The following is a 19,816-nucleotide window of genomic DNA, read 5'->3' on the forward strand; positions in this document are numbered from 1 at the left end:
CCTCAGCCAGCGATCAGTTTGCGCGTTTCCTCGAGCGATGCCGGGTCGAAGACCGAGCCGCCGACGAGATTGCCGTCGATACGCTTGGTCAGACCCGCGAGCACCTTGCCCGGACCGCATTCGATGACGTGCGTGACGCCCTCTTTCGCCATCGCCTGGACGCATTCCACCCAGCGCACCGGACCGGCGGCCTGGCGCACGAGCGCGTCCTTGATCGCGACCGGATCGGAGACGATCGCGACATCGACGTTATTGATCAGCGGAATCTGCGGCACCTTGATCTCGACCTTCGCAAGATAGGCGCGCAACTGGTCCGATGCAGGCTTCAGCAGGGACGAATGGAACGGCGCCGACACCGGCAGCGGCAGCGCGCGCTTCGCGCCCTTTGCCTTGGCCACTTCGCACGCCTTCTCGACCGCCGCCTTCGAACCCGCGATCACCACTTGCGCGGGCGCGTTGAAGTTCACCGCTTCGACGACACCCGCCGACGACGCCTCCGCGCACACGGCGCGCACGGTGTCGTCGTCGAGGCCGAGAATCGCGGCCATGCCGCCTTCGCCCACCGGCACGGCGCTTTGCATCGCCTGCGCGCGGAAACGCACGAGCGGCACGGCGTCCGTGAATGCGAGCGCGCCGGCCGCGACGAGCGCCGTATATTCGCCGAGACTGTGACCCGCGACGAGCGCCGGCTTCAGACCCGTTTCCTTTTCCCATACGCGGTAGATTGCGTAGGCCGCGGTCAGCATGACGGGCTGCGTGTTCGTCGTCAGATTCAATTCTTCGGCGGGGCCTTCGGCGATCAGCTTGCCGAGATCCTGGCCGAGCGCGTCGGATGCCTGCTGCACCGTTTCGCGCACGATGGCGTGATCGGCAAAGGCGTTGAGCATGCCGACCGATTGCGAGCCCTGTCCGGGGAAAACGAACGCAAATTTCATATCGTCCTCGTTGATTGGAATGATCCGCGATGTCGTCGGTGTCTGTGCACGCGCCACGCGCGCATGCGGCGCGCGGCGGCTATCGTGACGAAGGGATCAGTTGCGAATGAGTAGAGGGAATCGATGAACGATCAGTAACGGATGACCGACGCGCCCCACGTGAAGCCGCCGCCCACGCCTTCGATGAGCACGTTGTCGCCGCGCTTGATGCGGCCGTCGCGCACTGCGACGTCGAACGCGAGCGGAATCGATGCCGCCGACGTGTTCCCGTGCTCGCCGACCGTCACGACCATGCGTTCCGGCGGCAGATGCAGCTTGCGGCAGGTGCTCTGCATGATGCGGATATTGGCCTGGTGCGGGATCAGCCAGTCGATGTCTTCCGGTGCGAGCTTCGCCTTGTCGAGCGCTTCGAGCGCCACCTTTTCCAGCACGTTGACCGCAAGCTTGAACACGGCCTGACCATCCATGTGCAGGAACGCACTGCCTTCGATCACCCCGCCGTTCACGTTGCCCGGCGTGCAGAGAATGTCGGAATAGCTACCGTCCGCGTGCAGGGCGCTCGACAGCACGCCCGGCTCTTCGGACGCCTGCATCACGACCGCGCCGGCGCCGTCGCCGAACAGCACGCACGTGGTGCGATCGTTGAAATCGAGGATGCGCGAGAACGTCTCGGCGCCGACGACGAGCGCGGTGCGGTTAAGGCCGCTGCGAATGAAACTGTCCGCCGTCGCGACGCCGTACGCGAAACCTGAGCACACGGCTTGTACGTCGAACGCCGCGCCGTTGTTCTTGATGCCGAGCTTGTTCTGCAGCAGGCAGGCGGTGCTCGGAAACACGAAGTCCGGCGTGGATGTAGCGACGATGATCAGATCGATCGATTGAGGATCGATGCCGGCTGCCTCGATCGCTTTCTGCGACGCGATGAGCGCGAGATCGCTGGTAGTTTGATTCGGAGCCGCAAAATGACGCGCGTGAATCCCGGTGCGCGCGACGATCCATTCGTCGTTCGTCTCGACGCCCTGCTTCGCGAGACGGTCCGCCAAGTCCTGATTCGTGACGCGCTCGGACGGCAGGTAACTGCCGGTGCCCAGCACGCGAGAGTAAAGATTGGATTGAGCCATTATGCCTTCGAGTGTAGAGCAGTACCGGACTCGCCCGGCGGGTTCGGCTGCGAGTTGGGCTGGGAAGCGGGCTGTGAAGCGGGCTGCTGGATCGATTGATCCGCCGCAGCCGGCGCACTCGCCGCGAAAACGGTCGCGTCGGCCTCGCGCGCGGCGGGCGCATTCTCTTCCATCGCGCGCACCAGGCGTTCGAGCACGCCATTTTTGACGGCATCATACCCGCGTTTGATAGCCCACTCAAACCCGAAGGCCTCGGCCGAACCGTGGCTTTTAATGACGAGCCCGCGCAGGCCGAGCAATGCCGCGCCGTTATATTGCGCGGGATCGACACGCTTCTTGAATCGCTTGAGCACGGGCAGCGCGACGAGCGCCATCGCCCTCGAAGCGAACGAGCGGCTGAACTCTTCCTTGATGATGTCGGCGAGCATCTTCGCGAGACCTTCGGAAGTCTTCAGCGCGACATTGCCGACGAAACCGTCGCACACGACGACATCGGTCGTACCTTTATAGATGTCGTTGCCTTCGACGTTGCCGTAGAAGTTGAGCGTGCTCGCGCGCAGGAGCTCGCCCGCGCGCTTGATCGTTTCGTTGCCCTTGATGACTTCTTCGCCGATGTTGAGCAGGCCGATGGTGGGCCGCTCGCGGCCTTCGATCGCCGATACGAGCGCGTGGCCCATTTCCGCGAACTGAAGCAGATGTTCGGGTTCGCAATCGACGTTGGCGCCGAGGTCGAGCACGGTGGTGTAACCCTTCTGGCTCGGCATCGCGAACGCGATGGCGGGACGCTCGATACCGGCGAGCGTCTTCAGCACATAGCGGGAAACCGCCATGAGCGCCCCGGTGTTTCCGGCGGAAATGCAGGTCTGCGCCTCCCCTTCCTTCACGAGGTTGAGCGCGACGCGCATCGACGAATCTTTTTTCTTGCGCAGCGCCACTTCGACGGGGTCGTCCATCGCGACGACTTCGCTTGCGGGAACGACGGTCAGGCGCGGCTCATCGACGGCCTTCGACTTTTTCAGCTGAGCGCGAATGGGCTGCTCGAGACCGACGAGCATCAGGTGCGCGTCGGGATGCGAGCGCACGAAATTGACGGCAGCGGGAACGGTCACGGCCGGACCGTGGTCGCCTCCCATGCAGTCGATGGTTATCTTTACAGTCATGGAATGCGACGAATTTCGGGCACAAAAAAGCGGCAGTGAAATGCCGCCTTCTCGTCGTACCGGGAAAGTGTCAAGAGCGAGTTGCGCCCGCGTGCCCGCAAAACGGTTACGACGGGCGCATCAGGCGTCGACGAACGCTTAGTCGTTCTTCGTCTTGATGACTTTCTTGCCACGATAGTAGCCGTTCGGGCTCACGTGGTGGCGCAGATGCACTTCACCCGTGCTCGGCTCGACAGCCAGCGGAGCCGTCGTGAGGAAGTCGTGGGAACGGTGCATGCCGCGCTTCGACGGCGACTTCTTGTTTTGCTGAACTGCCATGATTACTCCAGAAAAATTTTGCGAATTCTAACACAGCCCGATCCGCCGACAGCCCTCGGCCGTTCGGCCATCGGGTGCGCACATCGCGCTACCAGTTTGTTGCGTGCTACAAAACCATTTCAGTGCTTCTTGTCGTCGGATCCGCCCTGCTTCAGCTTCTCCAGCACGGCAAAAGGATTCGGTTTTTCGTCCGCTTCCTGCGCACCGCCTTCATCCGGCTCGTCGTCCGCAGCGCCCGGAAGCAAGCTTTCGTGGATCTCGGGACACACGTTGTGCTTGGGCACGAGCGGCAAGGACAACAACAATTCCTCTTCGATCAAGTCGACGAGATCGAACTGGCGCGAGCCTACGATCACTTCGACTTCATCGTCGTCGAGCGGAAATTCGTCCGCTTCTTCTTCCGTCGCCACGATCCGATACGTTGCGTCGACATCGAGATGTTGCGAATACGGCTGAAGACAGCGCTGACACATGAGCCACACCGAGCCGTGCACCGCAAGGCGCAGATACGGCTGCGGCGCCTCCGTGCCGTCGTCCTGCAGTTCCGGCTGGGTCGAGCCCTCGCCCTGCCAGGTGAACACGGTGTCGCGGTCTGGCGCTTCCGCCGGCACTTCGGCTAACATGCGCGGCATCTGCGACAAGCGCAGCGCGCCGGCCGCTTGCCTGCCGCTTTTGGCGAAGTCGTAAATGTCGAGCGCGCGCAGATCGGCGGGGCTCACAGGTTTGCCAGGATTCTGAGTCATGTGCGCTCCTGCTTGGGCCTTGCTGGGTTAGTGCTTCCGGTGAGTGCTCAGTATGCACCGCGATGCTACACCGGACCACGCGTGGCTTGCCCGAATTTGCATCGGGCCGACATTCGTGCTTCTTGGCGTGCTGCCAGGCATTTTCAGCTGAAAGCGCTTCTGCTTCTGCTTGCCTCTGCTTCTGCCTCTGCCCCTGCTTCTTCTACCGGGCTCATCGGCCCGAGCAGGCAAGTTCGCCGCGCAAGTACCGATGAAAAGCCCAAAATCATATCGGCTTTATTCTTTCGAGTCAAATACTTAAGGGCGGACCTGCCGTCCGTCGTTTTTACACCCCTTTTGGCCGGATCCGCTCCATGTCCGAAGCTTTGAAAACGCCGCTGCGCCTCATTCTGGCGTCCAGTTCACCTTATCGGCGCGAGTTGCTCGAGCGCCTGCGCATTCCTTTCGATGTCGTCTCGCCGAATATCGACGAGATGCCGCTCGCCGGCGAGACCCCCGAGGCGACCGCCGTGCGGCTGTCGATCGCCAAGGCGCGTGCCGCGGCCGAGCGCATCGATGGCCACGGGGGCGGCGCGCTCGTGATCGGCTCCGACCAGGTGGCGACCTTCGACGGCAAGCAGATCGGCAAGCCCGGCACGCACGAAAAAGCCGTCGCACAGCTACAGGCGATGCGCGGCCGCAGCGTGGAATTTCATAGTGCGCTATGCCTGTTCGACAGCCGCACGGGCAACGTGCAATCCGCCGACGTCATCACACGCGTGCGGTTTCGCCGCTATTCAGACGCGCAGATAGAGACGTACTTGCGCGCAGAAACGCCATACGACTGCGCCGGCAGCGCGAAGGCCGAAGGCCTCGGCATCGCGCTTCTCGAAGCCATCGAATCGAACGATCCGACCGCGCTGATCGGTTTGCCGCTGATCGCGCTGACCGGCATGCTGGTGAACGCCGGATATCCGGTTCTGGAGGCGGCATGAGCGGCGTTCTGTATCTGATCCCGAATACGCTCGGCGAAGGCGACGCCGACGCGCTCGCGCACGTCCTGCCCGAACCGGTGCGCGCGCAGGCGGCTGCGCTCGCGTATTACATCGGAGAGAACGCGAAAACGACGCGCGCTTTTCTGAAAAAAGTGGGCACGCAGCGGCCGATTCAGGAAATCGACGTGCGCGAGCTTAATGTCAACACGCCGCCCGCCGACATCGACAAGCTTCTGGCGCCGATTCTGGCCGGCACCGACGCAGGTCTCGTCTCCGAAGCCGGCTGCCCTGCCGTAGCCGATCCCGGCGCGCTGCTCGTGCGGCGCGCGCATCAGCGCGGCGTGAAAGTCGTGCCGTTCGTCGGTCCGAGTTCGATTCTGCTTGCGTTGATGGCGTCGGGCATGAACGGCCAGAGCTTTGCGTTCAACGGCTATCTGCCCGTCGATGCCGGCGAGCGCGGCAAGCGGCTGCGCGAGCTGGAACAGCTATCGCGCAAGGCCAATCAGACGCAAATCTTCATCGAGACGCCCTATCGGAACCGCGCGATGCTCGACACGCTGATCGCGACCTGCGCGCCGTCGACGCTGATTTGCGTCGCCGTCGATTTGACGCTCCCGGGCGAAACCATCGTCACGCGCACCGCAGCCGACTGGAAGAAACAAACCGCGCCGGACCTGCACAAGCGTCCGGCGATTTTTCTGTTGCTCGCGTCGTAATCAGCGCAACTGTGGCTTGCCGCCGAGCGTGAGCGCGCGCACGGCGGCATCGCCGACCGAGGCGCCGAAGCGCTTCACGACACGCTCGCTGATGCTCTCCTTCTGCGTGTAATCGACGATATCCGGCTGCTTGATGATCTCGCGCGCCACGTAGCTGGCATCGCCGAAACCATCCGCGAGACCGAGCTCGACGCTTTTCTCGCCCGTCCAGAACATCCCGGAGAAGAGCTCCGGGTCGTCCTTCAGACGTTTCCCGCGTCCCAGCTTCACCGCGTCGATGAATTGCGTGTGGATCTGATCGAGCATCTCCTGTGCGTGCGCGTTCATGGCGGGCGATTCGGGCGAGAACGGATCGAACGCACCCTTGTTCGCGCCCGATGTGTGCATGCGGCGCTGGATGCCCAGCTTGTCCATCAGGCCGGTGAAGCCGAATCCGTCCATCAGCACGCCGATCGAGCCGACGATGCTCGCGCGATCGACGTAAATCTTGTCGGCCGCCGCCGCGACGTAATAGCCGCCCGAGGCGCACATGTCGTCGACGACCACGTACAGCGGCGTCTTCGGGTACTTCGTACGCAGCCGCCGGATCTCACCGTTGATGATGCCCGCCTGTACCGGACTGCCGCCCGGGCTGTTGATGCGCAGGATCACCCCCGCCGTGTTTTCGTCCTCGAACGCGCTCTGAAGCGCCCCGTCGATGTTGTCGGCGCTCGCATTGCTGTTCGCGGAGATTTCGCCTTGCAGGTCGATGAGCGCCGTGTGCTTGCCCGCCTTCGCGACGCGCTCGCCGGTGAAATCGAACACGCCCCACGCGATCAGCGCGATCACGCCAAGAAACACGAAGCGAAAGAAGATACGCCAGCGCCGCGCGGCGCGCTGCTCGCGGATGGCGGCAAGCGCGATGCGTTCGAGCGCGTCGCGCTCCCAATTGTCGTTGCCGCGCGGCGGAAGGTTGTCGGACATGCGTGATGAACGTGTTGAGAAGGGAATCAGGCGGGACGCAACGCGTCGTCAGGGAGCCAGAAGACCGCGCGGCCCTCCGGCGTATCGCGTTCCTCGACCGTCACGGGCCGAAGGCGCGCGCCGCGGCACGGACCGCCGACGCATTTTCCGGTGTCGGGTTCGTAGATCGCCCCGTGCGTCGCGCACATCAAGTATAGGCCCGAGCTTTCGAAGAACTGGCCCTCGTTCCAGTCGAGCTCCATCGGCACATGTGCGCAGCGGTTCAGATAGCCGTGCGGCTTGCCGTCGTAGCGCACGAAGAAGACGACGGCGTCGCCGCTCGCCTCCGTTGCCGGAACGCGCACGCCCGCGCCGCCATCGACGAGTTCTTCCGCAGCGCACACGCGCACCGCATCCTGCGCGGGCGCCGTCATGCGTGCTCCCGCAGCCAGCCGGCCAGGGACGCAACGCTGTCGGCGCAAAACTGCGGCTTGAGCACCGCAAGCGAGTCCGCCGGATGCGCGCCGTACCCGACGCCGATGCCCGCGGCGCCCGCGTTGATCGCCATCTGCAGGTCGTGCGTGGTGTCGCCGATCATCACCGTGCGCGCGAGATCCTGGCCGAGTTCGCGCGTGAGTTCGTGAAGCATTGCGGGATGCGGTTTCGAGAATGTCTCGTCGGCGCAGCGCGTGCCGTCGAAGAGACTCGTGAGCCGCGATTCGTCGAGCGCGCGATTCAGTCCGACGCGGCTCTTGCCCGTCGCGACGCCGAGAAAATAGCCGAGGTCGCGCAATTCCTGCAACAACTCGCGCACGCCGTCGAAGAGCTCGGTCTTCTGGCCCATCGTCAGGAAATGGAAGCGGTAACGCTCGGCGAGGCGCGGGTAGTCGGACGGATCGAGCGTCGGCGCGCAAATCTGCAACGCGTCCTTCAGGCCCAGACCGATTACGTAGCTCGCGGACTCGTCGGCGGGAACCGGCAGGCCGAGATCGCGGCACGCCGCCTGAATGCTGCGCGTGATATGGGCGGTCGAATCCATCAGCGTGCCGTCCCAGTCGAAAACGATCAGATCGAATTGCTGCCGCGCCATTTAAGCTGGTTCTCCGTTTTTGAGTTGCTCGATGAAGCGCTTGCATTCGGCGGGCAGCGGCGCTTCGAACTGCAAAGGCTCGCCCGTTGCCGGATGGGTAATTTTCAGGCGATAGGCATGCAGGAACATGCGTTTGAGCGACGGCTTGGCGCTCGGTCGGGCCAGTTCCTTGTTCAACGCGAAATCGCCGTACTTGGCGTCGCCCGCAATCGGCAGGCCGATGCTCGCCATATGCACGCGAATCTGATGCGTGCGGCCCGTCTTCAGTTCCGCCTCGACCCACGCGTAGTCGCGCCAGCGTTCGATCAGATTGAATACCGTGTGCGACGGCAGCCCGTTCTCCTGGACACGCACGCGCCGTTCGCCATCGGCCGCGACGTACTTGTGCAGCGGCGCCTTCACGATGCGTCTGCGGCCCCAATCGCTCTGCCAGTCGCCATGACCGAGCGCGTAATAGCGCTTGTCGATGCGATTCTCGCGGATCTGCTCGTGCAGGTTCACGAGCGCGCCACGTTTCTTCGCGAGCATGAGCACGCCGGAAGTTTCCCGATCCAACCGATGCACCAGTTCGAGGAATTTCGCGTGCGGCCGTGCGTTGCGCAGTTGCTCAATCACGCCGAACGCGACACCGCTGCCGCCATGCACCGCGACGCCGCACGGCTTGTCGATGACGACCAAATGGTCATCCTCGAACAGGATCGGAAACTCGGCGGCCGGCGCGTTCGACGAAACCGGCGCCTCGTCCGGCTGCGCCGTGCGGATCGGCGGCACGCGCACGAGGTCGCCTAGTTCGAGCCGGTACGCCGCGTCGATGCGCCCCTTGTTCACGCGCACTTCGCCACTACGAAGAATGCGGTAGATATGGCTCTTGGGGACGCCCTTGCACACGCGCAGCAAAAAATTGTCGATTCGCTGACCCGCGGCGGTTTCGTCGACTTCAATCATCGAGACCTGTTCGCTTGCGACCCGTTTATGGGATGTTTTGCCTAACTCATTCATTCTGAATATAATTTGCGAGCAGCCTGAAAAAGTCGACGCTTAGGATCAAGCAGCGGCGGGAATTAATCAGACTGTACAGGTGCAAGCGATAAACCATCATTTTACTTGCGCCCAAGGTCGGTTGCTCACCCGGAAAATCGAGAGCGACGAGTTGCACGCACGGCGATATCACCGGCAGGGACGGAGCCCACAGGCGCGTTCGGTCGGGTCGATCGCCGACGGTAACGGATTTTTGGTCAAAAAGAATTTTATCGGCGAGAAGCGACGGCGCCCGGCAAGCAAATCCGGATGCCAGCCTGGATCGACCCTGCCATCGAGCGGGCGAAACAGACAAATCGAAGCTCGCCGGTTTTGCGAACAACTGCCGGCGAAAACCGCTGCTGCGCTGATTTCTGCGAAGCGCGGTAACGCCGCAAATGAGGCGAGACACACGGCCGCGCGCCGACGGGAGCAATCGGGCCCGCGGCCGCGACGGCGCGGCATGGCAGCAAGGAAGATCGGTCACGAAGCATCGCGCTGGTTTGCGCGAGACCGTTCGGCCCCGCAGCCGCCGTTGGGAGGAATCAGGCTCTTCGCAAGAGCGCGGGTTGGTTCGGCGCGTCCATTTTGAGACGCGGAACCGCAGCGCCGCCGTTCATCCTCGCCACGCGCCGCGCGACGCATCGAACGCCTCGCAGTCGCTTCGCAATGAGCCCCACGGCGCGGCCGCCCCATTCGGGCGCCGCAGCCTGCTTTCGGCAATTCTCCCGCCAGAAGTCCCGCTCCAGCGTGCTTTGTGACAACACACAAAAAGCGTGGCACGCCCACCCTCCCGCTTCGCGCGCGTGATGTTTGACGTCACTGACGCCGATTCGCACGACGAGGAAGGACGGAGCCGCTCTGGAGCCGTTTCATGAAACGCATGCTGTTTAACGCGACGCAGCAAGAAGAATTGCGCGTCGCCATCGTTGATGGGCAGAAGCTCATCGACATCGACATCGAAACTGCCGGGCGCGAACAGCGCAAAGGCAATATCTACAAGGGAGTCGTCACTCGCATCGAGCCGTCGCTCGAAGCCTGCTTCGTCAACTACGGCGAGGACCGCCACGGTTTTCTGCCGTTCAAGGAAGTCGCCCGCCAGTATTTCCGCGATGGCGTCGAGATGCGCTCCGCGCGCATCCAGGACGCGCTGCGCGAAGGCCAGGAACTCATCGTTCAGGTCGAGAAGGAAGAACGCGGCAACAAGGGCGCGGCCCTGACCACGTTCATTTCGCTGGCCGGCCGCTATCTCGTCCTGATGCCGAACAACCCGCGCGGCGGCGGCGTGTCGCGCCGGATCGAGGGCGACGAACGGCAGGAACTGCGCGAAACCATGGCGCAGCTCGAATTGCCGGAAGGCATGAGCATCATCGCGCGGACCGCCGGCATCGGCCGTTCGGCCGAAGAGCTCCAGTGGGACCTGAACTACCTGATGCAACTGTGGCGCGCGATCGAAGCCGCGTCGCAGAGCGGCGTCGCCGGCCAGCCGATGCTCATTTATCTCGAATCGAGCCTCGTGATCCGCGCGATCCGCGACTACTTCCAGCCGGACATCGGCGAAATTCTCATCGACACGACCGAAATTCATGATCAGGCGCGCGCCTTCATGGATATCGTGATGCCCGACAACCTGCAAAAGGTGAAGCGCTATCACGACGACGTACCGCTCTTCTCGCGCTTCCAGATCGAGCACCAGATCGAAACGGCGTACTCGCGCACGGTGCCGCTGCCCTCGGGCGGCGCGATCGTGATCGATCACACCGAGGCGCTCGTCGCCATCGACGTGAACTCGGCGCGGGCGACCAAGGGCGCGGACATCGAGGAAACCGCCACGCGCACCAACCTCGAAGCCGCCGATGAAGTCGCACGTCAGTTGCGTCTGCGCGATCTGGGCGGCCTGATCGTGATCGACTTCATCGACATGGAGTCGGCAAAGAGCCAGCGCGAAGTCGAGCAACGCCTGAAAGACGCGCTCAAGCACGACCGCGCACGCGTACAGATGGGCAAGATCTCGCGTTTCGGCCTGATGGAGCTGTCGCGCCAGCGTCTGCGCCCGGCGCTGTCCGAAGGCAGCCACGTGACCTGCCCGCGCTGTAACGGCACGGGTCATATCCGCGACACCGAATCGTCCGCGCTGCAAGTGCTGCGGATCATTCAGGAAGAAGCGATGAAGGAAAACACCGCGGCGATCCATTGCCAGGTGCCGGTCGAGGTGACCGCCTTCCTGCTCAACGAGAAGCGCTCGGAAATCAACAAGATCGAGTCGCGCTTCAAGGTCAACGTCGTCCTGATCCCGAACAAGCATCTCGAGACGCCGCACTACAAGCTGGAACGTCTGCGTCATGACGATGCTCGCCTCGACGAGCCGCGCGCGTCGTGGAAGATGGCCGTCGAAGCAGCGAGCGAACTGGAGTCGGAAACCGGCTACAGCAAGCGCACCGAAGAAGTGAAACCGAAGCAGGAAGCGGCCGTAAAGGGCATCACGCCCGAAAAGCCGGCGCCGAGCGCACCGGTCAAGCCCGCGCCCGTCGAAGCCGCGCCCGTGCAGGCCGCGGTGCCGGCGAGCGGCGGTTTCATCGCGTGGATCAAGAATCTGTTCGGTATTCAGCCGCAAGCGCAGCCCGCTCCGGCGCCCGTCGAAGCTGAGCCGGCCACGCGCGCTCCGCGCGAACGCGGCGAGCGCGCGGGCGGCGGAGATCGCAACCGCAACCGTCGTGGCGGCAGCGGCGCCGGGCGTGAAGGCGCAGCCGCAGGCGCTGCAACGGGTGGCAACGGTGCGGGCCGCCAGGGCGCGCGTCGTGAAGATCGCGAGGCGCGTGGCGGCCGCGAAGGACGTGAACTGCGGGAAGTCCGCGAGCCGCGCGAGGCTCGTGAACCGCGTGAGGCGCGCGAAACCCGCGAGCCGCGTGAAGCGCGTGAAGCGCGTGAGCCGCGCGAAGCCCGCGATCGCAACGCGGAACGCGCCGCTCGTCCGGAAGCGACCGAGCGCCAGGAGCGCCGTGAGCGTCCCGACCGTGGCGAGCGTGTTGAACGCGGTGAGCGCACCGAACGCACCGAACGCGGTGAACGTCCTGATCGCGCGGAACGTGGCGAGCGCCGCAAGCCGCAACCGGAAGCCGCCGTCGAGGCGCTGACGCAGGGCGAAACGGTGCCGTCGGAGATCGTCGAAGCGGTGCAAGTCAATGTCGATGCGCAACAGGCCGGCATCGATGCCGCCGCCGAGCAGGCAGCCGCGCGTGAAGGTGAAGAGCGCCGCCGCCGTCGCCGTGGCCGCCGTGGCGGCCGCCGCGAGCGCGAAGAGGATGGCATGACGGTGAATCACGCAGCCGACGTCGCCGAGGCGGAAGGTTCGGCCGAAAGCGTCTCCGCGCAAGCCGGCGTATTCGACGCCGAAGCCGCGCAGGAAGCGGCCGCGCGTCGCGAAAGCCGGCCCGCCGCAGCTCAGCCGGTCGAGCAGGCGATCGAGCAGCCCGTCGCTCAGCCGGTCGAAGCCAAGGCGAAACCGCAAGAGCACGCGCCCGCCGCAGCAGAAGAAGCGCCGGTTGCCCGGACCATCGAAGCGGAGCCCTTCGAACTGAAGGCGCAGACGCCCGAGCCGGCCACGTTCGATCTCTTCGCCAAACCCGCTTCCGCGGCGATCGAGAACCCGTTCGGACCGACATCCAAGGTTGCCGAGACGACGACGGCCGATCCGTTCGCGTCTGCCGCGACGGAAGAGTCGAAGCCTGTCGAAGCGGCCCAGCGGGTCGAAACGGCGCCGGAGCCTGCCGAACCGGTAGCGGCTGAATCCGCCGAGGCAGCCGAGCCGGCGAAAACCGCCGCGGTCGCGCCGACGCCGGAGGCAACGATCGTCGAGCCGGTGAAGCCGGTCGAGAGCACGCAAGCGCAAGCCCCCGTGGCCGAGCAGGCGCCCGTCGCCGTCGTTGCGGAGCCGGTGAAGTCCGCCGCGCCGGCCGCGCCCGCGACGTCGACGCCGATCGCGGTCGAAACGCTCCAGCCGATGCTGGAGCGCGCGGGTCTCGTCTGGGTCAACACCGACGAAGGCAAGCTGCGCGAGGCGAACGCCGCTGCCGCACGCGAGCCGGCTGCGGTGCGCGTGCCGCGCGAGCGCAAGGCGCTCCCGCCTGCCGACACCACGCCGATGCAGCAAGTGGAAACCAGCAAGCACGTCCACTAAGCGCGCGTGAGCCGGTTTGCTTCGGCGAACCGGCAAAAGCAGAAAAACGCCATCGATTCCGTCGATGGCGTTTTTTTTCGCCCCGCCAAAAGCCGGACCGCGGGAAAACCGCGACCTCGGGTCGGTGCGTGTGAACGCCCGGTTCCGCTAAAATGAGACGTTACAACCGTCATTCGAACAAGGCCGCAGTGGCCGATCCGAGCCGAGTCATCATGTCCCGACGCATCATTCCTCTCGCCGATATCAGCGCGATTCCGGATTTCTCCGGAGCAGCGACGTCGCCGGCCGGACTGCTCACGGACACGCTCGCGCGCCCGCTGCGCGACCTGCGCATTTCGGTGACGGACCGCTGCAACTTCCGCTGCGTGTACTGCATGCCGCGCGATGTGTTCGACAAGGACTACCAGTTCCTTCCCCACGCCGCCCTGCTCTCGTTCGAGGAGATCGAGCGCCTCGCTCGCGTGTTCGTCGCGCACGGCGTCGAGAAGATTCGCCTGACGGGCGGCGAGCCGCTCCTGCGCAAGAACATCGAATTCCTGATCGAGCGGCTCGCGCTCCTGCGCACGCCGGAAGGCCGCCCGCTCGACCTGACCCTCACCACGAACGGCTCGCTGCTCGCGCGCAAGGCCCGGTCTCTGAACGACGCGGGCTTGGCGCGCGTCACGGTGAGTCTGGACGCTCTGGACGATGCACTCTTTCGCCGCATGAACGACGCCGATTTCGCGGTCGCCGACGTGCTGAACGGCATCGAAGCGGCGCAGGCCGCCGGGCTTGATCCGATCAAGGTGAACATGGTCGTGAAGCGGGGCACGAACGATCAGGAAATCGTGCCGATGGCGCGTCATTTCAAAAACAGCGGCACGGTTCTGCGCTTCATCGAATACATGGATGTCGGTGCGTCGAACGGCTGGAACATGAGCGAAGTGCTGCCGTCGGCGCAAGTGGTCGAGCGCATCGACGCGCATTTCCCGCTCGAACCGCTCGAAGCGCATACGGCCGCCGAAACGGCGCAGCGCTGGGGCTATCGCGACGGCAGCGGCGAAATCGGCGTGATTTCCAGCGTCACGCGAGCCTTTTGCGACTCCTGCACGCGCGCGCGGCTCTCGACCGAAGGCAAGCTCTACCTTTGTCTTTTCGCGGTGTCGGGCCACGACCTGCGTGGGCTCATCCGCGGCGGCGCGAGCGACGAGGAAGTGGCGACGGCCATCGCGCGCATCTGGGAAGCGCGCGGCGACCGCTATTCGCAATTGCGCGGCAGCACGTCGGCACCGTCGCGCGAGGATGCGCGTCGCGTCGAGATGTCGTACATCGGCGGCTGAGCGGCGCTCGCTCGTGCTGAACGCTCACTCCTCATCGAATGTCACCGCGCTCGTCCTCGCGGGCGGACGCGGCTCGCGCATGGGCGGCGTCGACAAAGGCATGCAGCCGTTTCGCGGCGAACCGCTCGCACTGCATGTCATGCGCCGTATCGCGCCTCAGGCGGGCGCGCTGCTGATCAGCGCAAACCGTTCCATCGAAGACTACGAGCGCCTGGGGGCAGCGTTCGGCGCGCGCGTCATTCCGGACGCGCGGGCGGAATATCCCGGTCCGCTCGCCGGCATCGCCGCCGCACTACGCGGCGCGACCACCGAATACGTCTTGACCGCGCCTTGCGACGCGCCTTTCGTCGATGAACATATCGGCGTCGCGTTGATGCAGGCGCTCGAAACGCACGGCGGCGACATCGCGTACGCCGCAACGGTCGATGGATCCGGACAAGTCATGGCGCACCCGGTTTTCGCACTGCTGCGCACCTCGCTCGCCGACGATCTCGACGCCTCGCTCGACCAGGGAGAGCGCAAGGTCCGCGCGTGGTACGCGCGCCACAAGGCGATGGAAGTCCGATTTCACGATGAACGCGCGTTTTACAATATCAACGATTTACAGCAGCTGGCCGAGCTGGAACGCCGCTGACTCTCACGTCCGCCATTGCGGCAATCCGCGTTCGGGCGTTCAATCACCGCGCGGCCTCGTGGCTGCTTCTTCGCCGGGTTCCGGCGCGATCCACGCGATTCATGACCACGTCCAAGGAACTCTCCGCCTGCGTCGCCCAGTACGATCCAGACGCGCTTCCCGTCGAAGCCGCGCAGGAAATCGTGCGTCAATGGGCCATGCCGCGCATGCGCGACGCGCAGGTCGAACGCGTTGGTCTCTATGACGCGCTCGGACGCGTGCTCGCCCATGACGTGGTTTCGCCCATCGACGTACCTGCGTTCGACAATTCCGCGATGGACGGCTATGCGTTCGCGAGCGAGGCGCTCTTGCGCGGCAGCGACACGCTCGATTTGTCCGTCGCGGGCACGGCGTTCGCCGGACGGCCTTTCGAAAGCACGCCGGTTGCGGACCAATGCGTGCGCATCATGACGGGCGCGCTCATTCCGCCGGGCTGCGACACCGTCGTGCCACAGGAGCTCGTCACGCGCGAGGGCGACGCGATCCGCTTCTCCACCGCAAAAATCCGCGCGGGCCAGAACCGGCGCCTCTCGGGCGAGGATCTCGCGAAGGGCGAACCGGCACTGCTCGCGGGCCGCATCGTGCGCGCATCGGATCTCGGCCTGCTCGCGTCGCTCGGCATCGGCGAAGTGTCCGTGCGCAAGCGTCTCACCGCCGCCTTCTTTTCGACGGGCGACGAATTGCGCTCGGTCGGCGAAACGCTGAGCCTGGGCAGCCTCTACGACAGCAACCGCTACACGCTCTTCGCGATGCTCAAGCGACTCGGCGTAGAAACGGTCGATCTCGGCATCGTGCGCGACGATCGGGCATCGCTCGAGAAGGCGCTGCGCCATGCGACCGAAAGCGCGGATGTCGTCATCAGTTCGGGCGGCGTGTCCGTCGGTGACGCGGACTTCACGCGCGAACTGATGAACTCGCTCGGCGACGTCGCCTTCTGGAAGATCGCGATGCGCCCCGGCCGGCCGCTCGCGTTCGGTCGCCTGTGGTCGGGCGAGCGCGCGGGCACGGGCAAGTCGGCGCTCTTCTTCGGCCTGCCGGGCAATCCGGTCGCCGTGATGGCGACGTTCTACTTCATCGTGCGCGAAGCGTTGCTTGCAATGTCGGGCGCGACGCGCCAGCCGCTCACGGTCATCCGCGCGATCGCCGCCGAGCCGATGAAGAAACGCGCGGGCCGCACGGAGTTCCAGCGCGGCATCGCAACGCGTGGCGACGACGGCCGCTTTCGCGCCGTCACCACGGGCCCGCAGGGTTCCGGCGTGCTCAGCTCGATGAGCGAAGCCAACTGCTTCATCGTGCTGGAGCACGCGCGCGGCGACATCGACATCGGCGACGAAGTCGAGATCGTGCCATTTGACGGTCTGATCTGACGCACGCCGCAACGAACGTCGCCAGCACAAACATTCCTACATCGATAGACGGGGCTTTCCTTCCATGAAAAAGCAGATCTCATTCATTGCACCCGGACAGACCGCCAAGGCGCTGATCCTCGTGTACCTGACCTTCAGCGTGCCGATCGTGCTGCTCGGCGTCGTGGTCGCGTTCGTGCGATACGGCTCGGTGGAAGTGAGCACCGTCACGAGCGCGCTGCTGCTCAACGCGATTCTCGGCTTCATCCTGCTGTGGATCGCCTGCCACGCGTACAACTGGGTGGCGTCGCGTTTCGGCGGCATCGAGATCGTGCTGTCCGATGCGCCGGAGGAAGCGTGAGTACCGCGAACGGGAATGTCACGATCCGCGCGGCCACGCCCGCCGACGTCGCCGCGATCTTCGGCTTGATGTACGAGCTCGCGGAGTTCGAGAAGCTCACGCATCTGTTCATCGCAACCAAGGAAGGCGTTCACGAGGCCCTCTTCGGCGCGCGTCCCGCTGCCGAAGCGCTCGTCGCGGAGCAGGAAGGTGAAGTCGTGAGTTACGCGCTCTTCTTCCAGAACTTCTCCACGTTCCTCGGCAAACGCGGCCTCTATCTCGAAGACCTGTACGTGCGCCCGTCGATGCGCGGCAGCGGTCTCGGTACGCTGATGCTGAAGAAGCTCGCCGCGCTCGCTGTCGAGCGCCAATGCGGCCGCTTCGAGTGGTCGGTGCTCGACTGGAACCAAAACGCCATCGACTTCTACGAGAAGATGGGCGCGACGGTGCTGCCCGACTGGCGCATCGTGCGTGTGACGGGCGAGCCGCTCGAACGCCTCGCCCAGTAGGTCACATGTCGTCGTCGCTTTCGGGCGATGACGCATCACCCAACAGCCCCGCCGCCTGTTCTCCCGGCAACGCCTCGACATCGCGCAGGCGCTTGCCCATCTGCCGTGTGCGCGTCTGCGCCGCTTCGATCGAGCGCGTGACGGTTTCGAGTTGCGACTTCGTTCTTGCCAGCACTTCGCCGAACTTGCCGAATTCCGTCTTCACCGCCCCGAGCACCTGCCACACTTCGCTCGAACGCTTCTCGATGGCGAGCGTGCGAAATCCCATCTGCAAACTATTGAGAAGCGCGGTCAACGTAGTCGGTCCAGCGATGGTCACCCGATAATCGCGCTGCAGCGAATCGCTCAGGCCCGGGCGCCGCAACACTTCAGCGTAGAGTCCTTCGGTCGGCAAAAAGAGCAGCGCGAAGTCCGTGGTGTGCGGCGGCGCGACGTACTTTTGCGCGATCGACTTCGCTTCCGCGCGCAAACGGCCTTCGAGCGCGCGCGACGCGTCCTCGACGCCGGCCAGGTCCGCCCGTTCCTGCGCGTCGATCAGACGCTCGTAATCCTCACGGGGAAACTTCGCGTCGATGGGCAACCACACGGGCGTCGCGGCATCGCCCGGGGCGCCAGGCGCATCGTGACGGCCCGGCAGTCTGATCGCGAACTCGACGCGCTCGTTGCTCGTCGGAATCGTCGCGACGTTCTTCGCGTACTGGTCCGGCGTCAGCAATTGCTCCAGCAGCGATTCGAGCTGCACTTCGCCCCAGATGCCGCGCGTCTTGACGTTGGTGAGCACCTTCTTGAGATCCCCGACACCGGCGGCGAGCGTCTGCATTTCGCCGAGGCCGCGATGCACCTGCTCCAGCCTGTCCGACACGAGCTTGAACGATTCGCCGAGGCGCTGTTCGAGCGTTGCGTGCAGCTTTTCGTCGACCGTTCGGCGCATCTCGTCGAGCTTCGTCGCGTTGTTGGCCTCGATGTCCTTCAGACGCGCTTCGAGGGTCGCACGCACTTCGCCGAGTCGCCGCTCGTTTGCCTCCGATAGCTGCGAGAGATGCAGCGACATCGAATCGGCGAAGCGCTTCAGCGCGTTGCCCTGATCCTCGCGCGCCTGCTGGCTTTGTTGCGCGAGTTGCTGCGCGAGCGCGTCGAACTGCGCGTTCTGCACGCTCGACGTGCTCGCCAGTTGCGTCGCGAGCGTCTGATGGAATTGCGTGAAGCCGCTTTGCGATTCCATACGCGACACGCGCGCGCTCTCGGCAATGTCGCCTCGCAGACCACGTTCGAGCCGTTCTTGCGCGCGCGCATGCGCCTCGCCCATATCGTTTACACGATCGGTGAGCGCCTCGAACTCATCGTAAATGTGCGCATTGGAATTACGCCGCATCGCGACGATGAGCGCGATGAGCGACACGACCAGCGCGATCGCCAGCGAAGCGACAGCGCCATACAACAATTCCGTCATTTCTTCAGCACGTCCGGATTGATCGGGTTGGGCGGATTTCCGGCTTGCGGCCCTTCGCCGAGCGCGGCAATGAGATTGTCCGCCGCGAGATTGGCCATCGCGCGGCGCGTGCCCTCGGTCGCGCTCGCGATGTGCGGCGTGAGCACCACGTTATCGAGCAGCAGGAAATCCGGGTTGAAGTCCGGCTCTCCCTCGAACACGTCGATGCCCGCCGCCGCGATGCGCTTGTCGCGCAATGCGACGATCAACGCCGCATCGTCGACGATGCCGCCGCGCGCGATATTCGTGAGGGTCGCCGTGGGCTTCATCAGCGCGAGCTCGGTCGCACCGATCGTGTGATGGCTCTCCTTCGTGTACGGCAAGACAAGTACGACATGATCTGCGCGCCTGAGCAGGTCTTCCTTCGACGCATATTCGGCGTTCAGCTGCGCCTCGATGTCGGGCGCGACGCGCGAACGGTTGTGATAGATCACGCGCATGTCGAAGCCGCGCGCCCGCCGCGCGAGCGCCTGGCCGATCCGTCCCATGCCGATCACGCCGAGCGTCGATCCGTACACATCGGCGCCGAGAAACGAGTCGAACGACCACTTCTGCCACTTGCCCGCGCGCAGATAGTGCTCGGATTCGGTGACACGGCGGGCAGCCGCCATCATCAGCGCCCAGCCGAAATCGGCGGTGGTCTCGTTCAGCACGTTCGGTGTATTGGTGCCGAGAACCTTGTGCGCGTCGAACGCCTTCATGTCGAAATTGTTGTAGCCGACCGCCATGTTCGAGACGACTTTCAGGTTCGGTGCACCCGCCAGTTCCTTCTCGCCCACCCATTCGCCCGCGGTGAATGCGCCGTCCTTGTCGGCAATACGGCGCGCAAACTCTTCCTGCGGGAGCACGTCGCCGAGGTTCACGTCGACATCGAAATACTGTTTCAGGCGCTCGATCACATCAGGAAAGGTGGGACGCGCGACAAGTACCTTCTTCATCGATTGCTC

General features: G+C 64.5%; 19 protein-coding genes. 8 read left to right on the forward strand and 11 right to left on the reverse strand.

The window, feature by feature from the left end; genetic code table 11:
• Window positions 1–2: 2 nt before the first annotated feature.
• From fabD to NCS58_RS10340, 5 genes are all read right to left on the reverse strand, one after another.
• On the reverse strand, window positions 3–935 hold the full coding sequence (fabD, locus tag NCS58_RS10320; protein ID WP_061120564.1) for an ACP S-malonyltransferase: 933 nt from the start codon (window positions 933–935) through the stop codon (window positions 3–5).
• Between the two features lie 131 nt (window positions 936–1,066).
• Entirely contained in the window at window positions 1,067–2,056 is a 990-nt protein-coding gene (locus tag NCS58_RS10325; protein WP_061120539.1) for a beta-ketoacyl-ACP synthase III, read from the reverse strand.
• Window positions 2,056–3,216: a phosphate acyltransferase PlsX gene (gene plsX / locus NCS58_RS10330; protein ID WP_061120538.1), complete on the reverse strand. Its 1,161-nt coding sequence runs from the start codon at window positions 3,214–3,216 to the stop codon at window positions 2,056–2,058. The genes NCS58_RS10325 and plsX overlap by 1 nt, the downstream gene beginning before the upstream one ends.
• 138 nt (window positions 3,217–3,354) lie before the next feature.
• On the reverse strand, window positions 3,355–3,534 hold the full coding sequence (rpmF, locus tag NCS58_RS10335) for a 50S ribosomal protein L32 (protein ID WP_035501683.1): 180 nt from the start codon (window positions 3,532–3,534) through the stop codon (window positions 3,355–3,357).
• Window positions 3,535–3,653: 119 nt separating this feature from the next.
• Window positions 3,654–4,277, reverse strand: a complete 624-nt coding sequence (locus tag NCS58_RS10340; RefSeq protein ID WP_250476889.1) for a DUF177 domain-containing protein — start codon at window positions 4,275–4,277, stop codon at window positions 3,654–3,656.
• Between the two features lie 353 nt (window positions 4,278–4,630).
• On the opposite strand from NCS58_RS10340, the gene NCS58_RS10345 reads away from it, so the two are divergent.
• Both NCS58_RS10345 and NCS58_RS10350 read left to right on the forward strand, forming a co-directional pair.
• Window positions 4,631–5,251, forward strand: a complete 621-nt coding sequence (locus NCS58_RS10345; protein WP_250476890.1) for a Maf-like protein — start codon at window positions 4,631–4,633, stop codon at window positions 5,249–5,251.
• On the forward strand, window positions 5,248–5,967 hold the full coding sequence (locus tag NCS58_RS10350; RefSeq protein WP_061120535.1) for an SAM-dependent methyltransferase: 720 nt from the start codon (window positions 5,248–5,250) through the stop codon (window positions 5,965–5,967). The genes NCS58_RS10345 and NCS58_RS10350 overlap by 4 nt, the downstream gene beginning before the upstream one ends.
• Here NCS58_RS10350 and NCS58_RS10355 read toward each other — a convergent pair whose 3' ends face one another.
• The 4 genes from NCS58_RS10355 to NCS58_RS10370 are packed head-to-tail and all read right to left on the reverse strand — an operon-like array spanning window position 5,968 to window position 8,998.
• Window positions 5,968–6,930: a S49 family peptidase gene (locus NCS58_RS10355; RefSeq protein ID WP_250476891.1), complete on the reverse strand. Its 963-nt coding sequence runs from the start codon at window positions 6,928–6,930 to the stop codon at window positions 5,968–5,970.
• Between the two features lie 26 nt (window positions 6,931–6,956).
• Window positions 6,957–7,343: a Rieske 2Fe-2S domain-containing protein gene (locus NCS58_RS10360; protein ID WP_061120533.1), complete on the reverse strand. Its 387-nt coding sequence runs from the start codon at window positions 7,341–7,343 to the stop codon at window positions 6,957–6,959.
• The gene (locus NCS58_RS10365; RefSeq protein ID WP_061120532.1) at window positions 7,340–7,999 is read right to left on the reverse strand and encodes an HAD-IA family hydrolase; all 660 of its coding nucleotides are present in this window, start codon (window positions 7,997–7,999) and stop codon (window positions 7,340–7,342) included. Before NCS58_RS10365 ends, NCS58_RS10360 begins: the two co-directional genes overlap by 4 nt.
• Complete coding sequence (locus NCS58_RS10370; RefSeq protein ID WP_250538377.1) at window positions 8,000–8,998, reverse strand: RluA family pseudouridine synthase; 999 nt, start codon at window positions 8,996–8,998, stop codon at window positions 8,000–8,002. It abuts the gene before it with no gap.
• A gap of 892 nt (window positions 8,999–9,890) precedes the next feature.
• Here NCS58_RS10370 and NCS58_RS10375 point away from each other — a divergent pair.
• The 6 genes from NCS58_RS10375 to NCS58_RS10400 all read left to right on the forward strand — a co-directional run bounded on the left by NCS58_RS10375 (window position 9,891) and on the right by NCS58_RS10400 (window position 17,380).
• The gene (locus tag NCS58_RS10375) at window positions 9,891–13,193 is read left to right on the forward strand and encodes an Rne/Rng family ribonuclease (protein ID WP_250538378.1); all 3,303 of its coding nucleotides are present in this window, start codon (window positions 9,891–9,893) and stop codon (window positions 13,191–13,193) included.
• 212 nt (window positions 13,194–13,405) lie between these two features.
• On the forward strand, window positions 13,406–14,512 hold the full coding sequence (gene moaA, locus NCS58_RS10380) for a GTP 3',8-cyclase MoaA (protein ID WP_250476894.1): 1,107 nt from the start codon (window positions 13,406–13,408) through the stop codon (window positions 14,510–14,512).
• A gap of 13 nt (window positions 14,513–14,525) precedes the next feature.
• A complete protein-coding gene (mobA, locus tag NCS58_RS10385; protein ID WP_250476895.1) occupies window positions 14,526–15,146 on the forward strand; it encodes a molybdenum cofactor guanylyltransferase MobA in 621 nt (206 codons plus the stop codon).
• Window positions 15,147–15,247: 101 nt separating this feature from the next.
• Complete coding sequence (gene glp, locus NCS58_RS10390; protein WP_250476896.1) at window positions 15,248–16,552, forward strand: gephyrin-like molybdotransferase Glp; 1,305 nt, start codon at window positions 15,248–15,250, stop codon at window positions 16,550–16,552.
• A gap of 64 nt (window positions 16,553–16,616) precedes the next feature.
• Window positions 16,617–16,892: a hypothetical protein gene (locus NCS58_RS10395; RefSeq protein WP_008342276.1), complete on the forward strand. Its 276-nt coding sequence runs from the start codon at window positions 16,617–16,619 to the stop codon at window positions 16,890–16,892.
• A gap of 68 nt (window positions 16,893–16,960) precedes the next feature.
• Window positions 16,961–17,380 carry a GNAT family N-acetyltransferase gene (locus NCS58_RS10400; protein WP_061120561.1) on the forward strand — a complete coding sequence of 140 codons (420 nt, stop codon included), beginning with the start codon at window positions 16,961–16,963 and terminating at the stop codon, window positions 17,378–17,380.
• A gap of 1 nt (window position 17,381) precedes the next feature.
• Here NCS58_RS10400 and NCS58_RS10405 read toward each other — a convergent pair whose 3' ends face one another.
• Both NCS58_RS10405 and NCS58_RS10410 read right to left on the reverse strand, forming a co-directional pair.
• Window positions 17,382–18,830, reverse strand: coding sequence for a DNA recombination protein RmuC (locus NCS58_RS10405; RefSeq protein WP_061120528.1), 1,449 nt, complete (start codon window positions 18,828–18,830; stop codon window positions 17,382–17,384).
• On the reverse strand, window positions 18,827–19,807 hold the full coding sequence (locus NCS58_RS10410) for a D-glycerate dehydrogenase (protein WP_250538379.1): 981 nt from the start codon (window positions 19,805–19,807) through the stop codon (window positions 18,827–18,829). Before NCS58_RS10410 ends, NCS58_RS10405 begins: the two co-directional genes overlap by 4 nt.
• Window positions 19,808–19,816 lie beyond the last annotated feature (9 nt).

The organism is Caballeronia sp. INML3B, assembly GCF_023631305.1.
Classification (GTDB): domain Bacteria; phylum Pseudomonadota; class Gammaproteobacteria; order Burkholderiales; family Burkholderiaceae; genus Caballeronia; species Caballeronia turbans.